Annotated in this window: 6 protein-coding genes; all 6 read left to right on the top strand. The window is 25.6% G+C overall.

The window, feature by feature from the left end; genetic code table 11:
• The first annotated feature begins 146 nt into the window (after positions 1 to 146).
• Positions 147 to 623 (top strand): hypothetical protein, encoded by a 477-nt coding sequence (locus E6A48_RS03450; RefSeq protein ID WP_219708608.1) that lies wholly within the window; start codon positions 147 to 149, stop codon positions 621 to 623.
• A gap of 111 nt (positions 624 to 734) precedes the next feature.
• The gene (cmk, locus tag E6A48_RS03445; protein ID WP_219708607.1) at positions 735 to 1415 is read left to right on the top strand and encodes a (d)CMP kinase; all 681 of its coding nucleotides are present in this window, start codon (positions 735 to 737) and stop codon (positions 1413 to 1415) included.
• Between the two features lie 46 nt (positions 1416 to 1461).
• On the top strand, positions 1462 to 3132 hold the full coding sequence (locus E6A48_RS03440) for a S1 RNA-binding domain-containing protein (protein ID WP_014933068.1): 1671 nt from the start codon (positions 1462 to 1464) through the stop codon (positions 3130 to 3132).
• A 124-nt stretch (positions 3133 to 3256) separates the two neighbouring features.
• A complete protein-coding gene (locus tag E6A48_RS03435; protein WP_219708606.1) occupies positions 3257 to 4144 on the top strand; it encodes an ABC transporter substrate-binding protein in 888 nt (295 codons plus the stop codon).
• 5 nt (positions 4145 to 4149) lie between these two features.
• The gene (locus E6A48_RS03430) at positions 4150 to 5139 is read left to right on the top strand and encodes a FecCD family ABC transporter permease (protein WP_219708603.1); all 990 of its coding nucleotides are present in this window, start codon (positions 4150 to 4152) and stop codon (positions 5137 to 5139) included.
• 9 nt (positions 5140 to 5148) lie between these two features.
• Positions 5149 to 5540: ATP-binding cassette domain-containing protein (locus E6A48_RS03425; RefSeq protein ID WP_219708601.1), on the top strand; the 392-nt coding region annotated here is incomplete at its 3' end.

The raw sequence follows: 5540 nt of genomic DNA, 5'->3' as shown, positions 1-5540 counted from the left end.
GTATTATAATAGTGTGTTTCATAAAAATCTCCTCTTTCATTGAACATTGTTCATTTTAATATATAAGATATTTTTGTCAATAGAATAAAATAAAAAGCTTTAAATTTTTATATTATTATATATAATATATGAGGTTAAAATAAATTATGAAATTGTTATTAAGAGTTTCTATTATATTTTTGGTGTTTTTTATATCCAAAACCTATGCATTAGAATATAGTTTCTATCCTAAGGAATATATTAAGTTTAATAAATCTATCGTTAATATAGAAGATATAGATTATGTAGATTATTCTCAGAGTTTAAAAATATTAGACTTTCCTATGACTAGTAAGGCTGTATGGTTTAATAAAATATTTTTACTAGATGTTGTTTTTGAATTGTATAATATATTGGCATATTCTCCAAATATAAATACTAAAGTTTATTATCTAGCATTTTATAGAACTTTAAAAGAAATAGAAATATTTGTTTCTAAAAATAGAAAAATATCTGTGTTTTATCAATATTCAAGCACAATGCAAAATTATTATGACAACATGATTCGCAACCTTTCTATATCATATAATAAACTTAATTTTGATACTCATATGTATATTGGTTTTAATTTTTATATCTCCTAAATATTTAATTTTTTTAACAATTAATTATTTTATTTTTTCTTTTAAAATATTTGCAATTATAATTATTTATGATATATTATTAGTATTAAAGTTTTTGAATAAAGGTTATAGGTGTCTGATTTAAAAGTATATGAAATAATATCTTTAGATGGTCCTTCGGGTGCTGGTAAGAGTACAGTAGCTAAGTTAGTTGCTAAAAAGTTAGGATATAAATATTTAGATACTGGTGCTATGTATAGGGCTGTAACCTTATTTTTTTTAAATAAAAACGTTAATATACAAAATGATAATGAGATCATATCTGCTATCAGCGATTTAAAAATTAGTTTTGACAATAATAACAAAATATACTTAAATGATGTAGATGTTAGTGAAGAGATAAGAAGTATAAAAGTTGTTAATATGGTTTCTAAAGTATCTTCTATCAGTGCGGTTAGAAAAAGTATGGTTTCTTTACAGAGAGCTATTGCTGAAAACGGTGATTATGTGGTAGATGGTAGAGATATAGGAAGTGTTGTTTTTCCTCTTGCAAAATATAAGTTTTATATAGATGCTTCTGTTGAGATTAGAGCTAAAAGAAGATATGAAGAAGAAGTGCAAAAAGGTAAAGATATCACATTTGAAGAAGTGATTGATAGCATAAAAAAAAGAGATGAGTTTGACTCTAATAGGGAAGATAGTCCCCTAGTAGTACCTAAAGATGCTATTATTATAGATACTACAAATATGACTATAAATGAAGTTGTACAAAAAATCACAGATGTGGTTTTTAATAAAAAATCTAATGAATAATTAGATATTAACCTGATTTTAAGTTCAGGAGGGAGAGGGAAGAATGATGGAAGATAATAATTTATCAGAACAACAAAATGAATTTCTTAAGGCATTAGAGGAGAGTGACAATAAAACGCACTTTAAACTTGGAAGTGTTGTTAGCGGAAAAATAGTTCAATTCGATGACACTGATGTTTTTATAGATTTTAATTATAAGGTTGAAGGTAAAATAAATAGAAACGAGTTTGATAAAGAGCCTGTTAAAGGTGAAGAGATTGAGGCTGTAATAAAAGGACAAGATAATAATAAAGGTTATGTTATTTTATCTAAGAGAGAGATTGATAAGAGAAAGGCTCAAGATTTAATAGAAGATGCTGTAAAAAATGCTACTCCAATAAATGGTGTTGTTAAAGAGGCTATTAAAGGTGGATTTACTGTTTCTATAATGGGACATAGTGCTTTTTGTCCTTTTTCTCAAATTGATATTTCTAGAGGAATTAAAGAAGCTGATTATATAGGAAAAGAGTTTCAATTTAAGATTATAGACAGAAAAGGAAATAAAGATATAGTTGTTTCTAGGAGAGTTTTACAAGAAGAGACTCAAAATAAAGTAATAGAAGAATATTTATCAAATTTAAAAGAAGGCGATATAGTAGAAGGAAAAGTTAAAAATATAGAGAAATTCGGTGCTTTCATACAATTAACTGAAGGTTTAGATGGTTTCCTTGCTATACCAAATATGTCTTGGGCTAAGATTATTAATCCTAAAAACATTATCACTAAAGGTGAAGAGAGAAAGTTTCAAGTTTTATCTGTTGATAAAGAGAAAAGAAAAGTTGATTTAGGTATTAAACAGCTTGAAGGTGACACTTGGTATAAGTTTGTTGAAGAGTATCATGTTGGAGATATAATCAAAGGTGAAGTTACTACTGTTAAAAAATTTGGTGCTTTTGTAAATGTATATGAAGGTGTTGAGGGGCTTATACATGTTTCTGATTTGAGTTGGAACTCTCATGTTAATAATCCTAATGATTTTGTTAAAGTTGGTGCTTATTTAGAATGTAAAATTCTTGATATGAATGTACCTGAGAGAAAATTAACTTTAGGCTTAAAACAAGTTAAAGATAATCCTTGGGACAGTGCTGAGAGAGATTTCCCTGTTAAGAGTTCTGTAAAATGTAAGGTAAAAAGAATATTCAAAGACTTCGCTGTATTTGAGCTTCCTAATGGTCTTGAGGGTATATGTGATATTAGCGATTTTGATTGGATGAACAATACTGTTAATATTAAAGACTATATAAAAGAAAATGAAGAAGTTGAAATGGTGATTATGTCTATAGACAGAGATAAGCAAAGAATTAAGCTTAGTTATAAACATACTAAAGAAAGTCCTTGGAGAGTATTTGACAAGGCTCATCCTCATGGCTCTATAGTTAATGGTACTGTTAAAGCTATTATAGATTCTGGTGTTATTGTTTCTTTAGAAAATGATTTAGAAGGATATATGCATATTTCTCAAATAGATTTACCTAAAGGAGAAACTTTAGAAAGTGTACTTAAAGTTGGAGAGAGTTATCCTTTTGTTGTAAGAGAAGTTAATCAAGTAAAAAGAAGAATATCACTTTCTAGAAGAGAGTATATGGAAGCTGAAAACAAAAAAGAAACTCAAAGCTATATTTCTAAAGAAGAGCCTACTTCTTTAACTTATAATCCTTTCGATAATATTAAAAATTAATTTATATAATTATAATTCTAAAATCATAAGTAATATTATTATGGTTTTAGAATTATTTTTTTATTATCATCAAATATAAATTGACAAATAATTGCTTATATCATAATATTAATTATTGTATTTTATGTATAAGTTTTTTTTCTTTATTATTTTTATTTTATCAATATGCTCATGTTCCAAAAATGAGATTAACAATAGTGATAAAAATAATATAATACAAAATAAAAAAATAGAAAAAATAATATCCCTTTCTCCTGCTGCTACTGATATATTGATTGATTTGAATGTAGCTAATAAAATAATAGCTGCTGATACTTTTTCAAAAGACATTCTCAAAAAAAATAATATAAATGTTTCTAATGTTTTTGATATGTTAAACCCTGATGCAGAAAAAATTATTTCTCTTGATTCTGATATTATATTTATAAATAATCTTACAGCATTTTATACTAAAAACTCTCTTCTTTCATTATCTAACCCCACAATTATAACAATTACGAATAGTGAAACTCTAAAAGGCATAGAAGATGATATATATTTTTTGGGCAATGTTTTGAGTGCAGATGATAAGGCTAAAGAAATTGTTTATAATATGTGTGCAAAAATAAAAGAAATAAAAGATATAGGCGACACTATTACAAATAAAAAAACAGTTTATTTTGAAATATCCGCTCTTCCTAATTTGTATAGTTTTGGTTCTAATGTTTATTTAGATGATATTATCAACATTATAGGGGCTAAAAATATTTTTTCTGACAGAAATGAATGGATAAGCGTATCTGAAGAAGAAGTTGTATATTTAAATCCTGATATAATTTTTACTAGTGTTGATTATGTAGATAACCCAGTAGCAGAAATAACAAATAGGGCTGCTTGGCGGGATATTAATGCTATAAAAAAGGGTAATGTGTTTTTTGTAGAAGGTACATCTCTTCCAACGCATAATATAGTCTCTTCTATAATATTAATGGCTAAATATATTTACCCAGAAGAATATAAGGATATTAAATAAATATTATGATAAAAAAAATAATAATAATTTTTATTTTACTTATATTATCTGCTATAACATCAATATGTATAGGGAGTGTTTTTATTTCGCCTAAAGAAGTAATCTCTATTATATTATATAAATTATTTAATTTTGGTTTTGTTGATAATATAAATAAAATAAATATTGTTTTTAATATAAGACTTCCTCATATTATTTTATCATTATTTGTTGGTGCTTCTTTATCTATGACAGGCATTGTTATGCAGTCTATATTAAAGAACAGTTTAGCTTCTGTATATAATTTGGGCATATCTTCTGGGGCTGGTTTTGGTGTGAGTTTGATTATAATTAGCGGTATATATTTTAATTATTACTTTTTTATAATTTCTTCTATATTGTTTGGTTTTATCACAATACTATTTATACTTTTTATTTCAAAAAAAATAGATAAAGATATAAGCAGCAATTCTATAATACTTGCAGGGGTTGTTATATCATTATTTTTTAGCTCTATTATGAGTTTTTTTGCCTATGCTTTTCCTAAGTATTCTAATCAGATAATATTTTGGCAGTTGGGCAATTTATTTGTTAGGAATTATTTTGATATTTTTATTATCATATTATTAACTATAATATTTCTTGTTGTGTTAATAAAAAATGCTAATATTTTAGACATTATGACTTTTGGAGATAAGGAGAGTTTACTTCTTGGAATTAATCCTAAAAAGGCTAGGATATTATTTATATTATTATCTTCTTTAGTTACAGGTGTTTTAGTTGCTTTTGTGGGTGTGATTGGATTTGTAGATTTAATATCTCCTCATATTGCTAGACGTCTTTTTGGAGCTAAGCATATTATAGTAATTCCTATGAGTGCTTTAATTGGGGCTTTAATTTTGAATATTGCTGATATATTTTCGAGAATTATTATTTCTGGTGCTAATATTCCAATAGGCATAGTTACGGCTATTATAGGAGCACCTTTCTTTTTGTATGTTTTTATTAAAAATTAGGGTTTATTTATGAAAAAAATTATAGAAGTGAAAAATCTTTATATTTATTACAACAATATAAACATATTAAAAGATATTAGTTTTGAAGTTTTTAGCAATGATATTTTATGCATAATAGGGGCAAATGGCTCTGGGAAGAGTAGTTTATTAAATGCTTTATGTAATTTAGTGAATTTTAAAGGTGATATACTTATAAATAATCAAAAAAATTATAATGAGTTATATAAAAAAATTGCTATGATGAGTCAGGTGTATAATATATATTTTGGGTATACTGTTTATGACACTGTGATGATGGGTAGGTATCTTAATTTCAAAGATAGGCTTTTATCTATTCCAAGCAAAGAGGATAAAGATTTTGTTTTGCATTGTTTAGAGAAACTAAAAATATTGCATTTAAA

Origin of the sequence: Brachyspira pilosicoli, assembly GCF_019402445.1 — a bacterium.
GTDB lineage: Bacteria > Spirochaetota > Brachyspiria > Brachyspirales > Brachyspiraceae > Brachyspira > Brachyspira pilosicoli_B.
The sequence above is the reverse complement of the archived record's forward strand: the minus strand, read 5'-3'. Positions and strand labels throughout refer to the sequence as shown.

Bases quoted from the DNA above. Each gene is read 5' to 3' on its own strand.
- E6A48_RS03450 (WP_219708608.1), top strand. From the start codon at position 147: ATGAAATTGTTATTAAGAGTTTCTATTATATTTTTGGTGTTTTTTATA.
- E6A48_RS03440 (WP_014933068.1), top strand. From the start codon at position 1,462: ATGGAAGATAATAATTTATCAGAACAACAAAATGAATTTCTTAAGGCA.
- E6A48_RS03435 (WP_219708606.1), top strand. From the start codon at position 3,257: ATGTATAAGTTTTTTTTCTTTATTATTTTTATTTTATCAATATGCTCA.
- E6A48_RS03430 (WP_219708603.1), top strand. From the start codon at position 4,150: ATGATAAAAAAAATAATAATAATTTTTATTTTACTTATATTATCTGCT.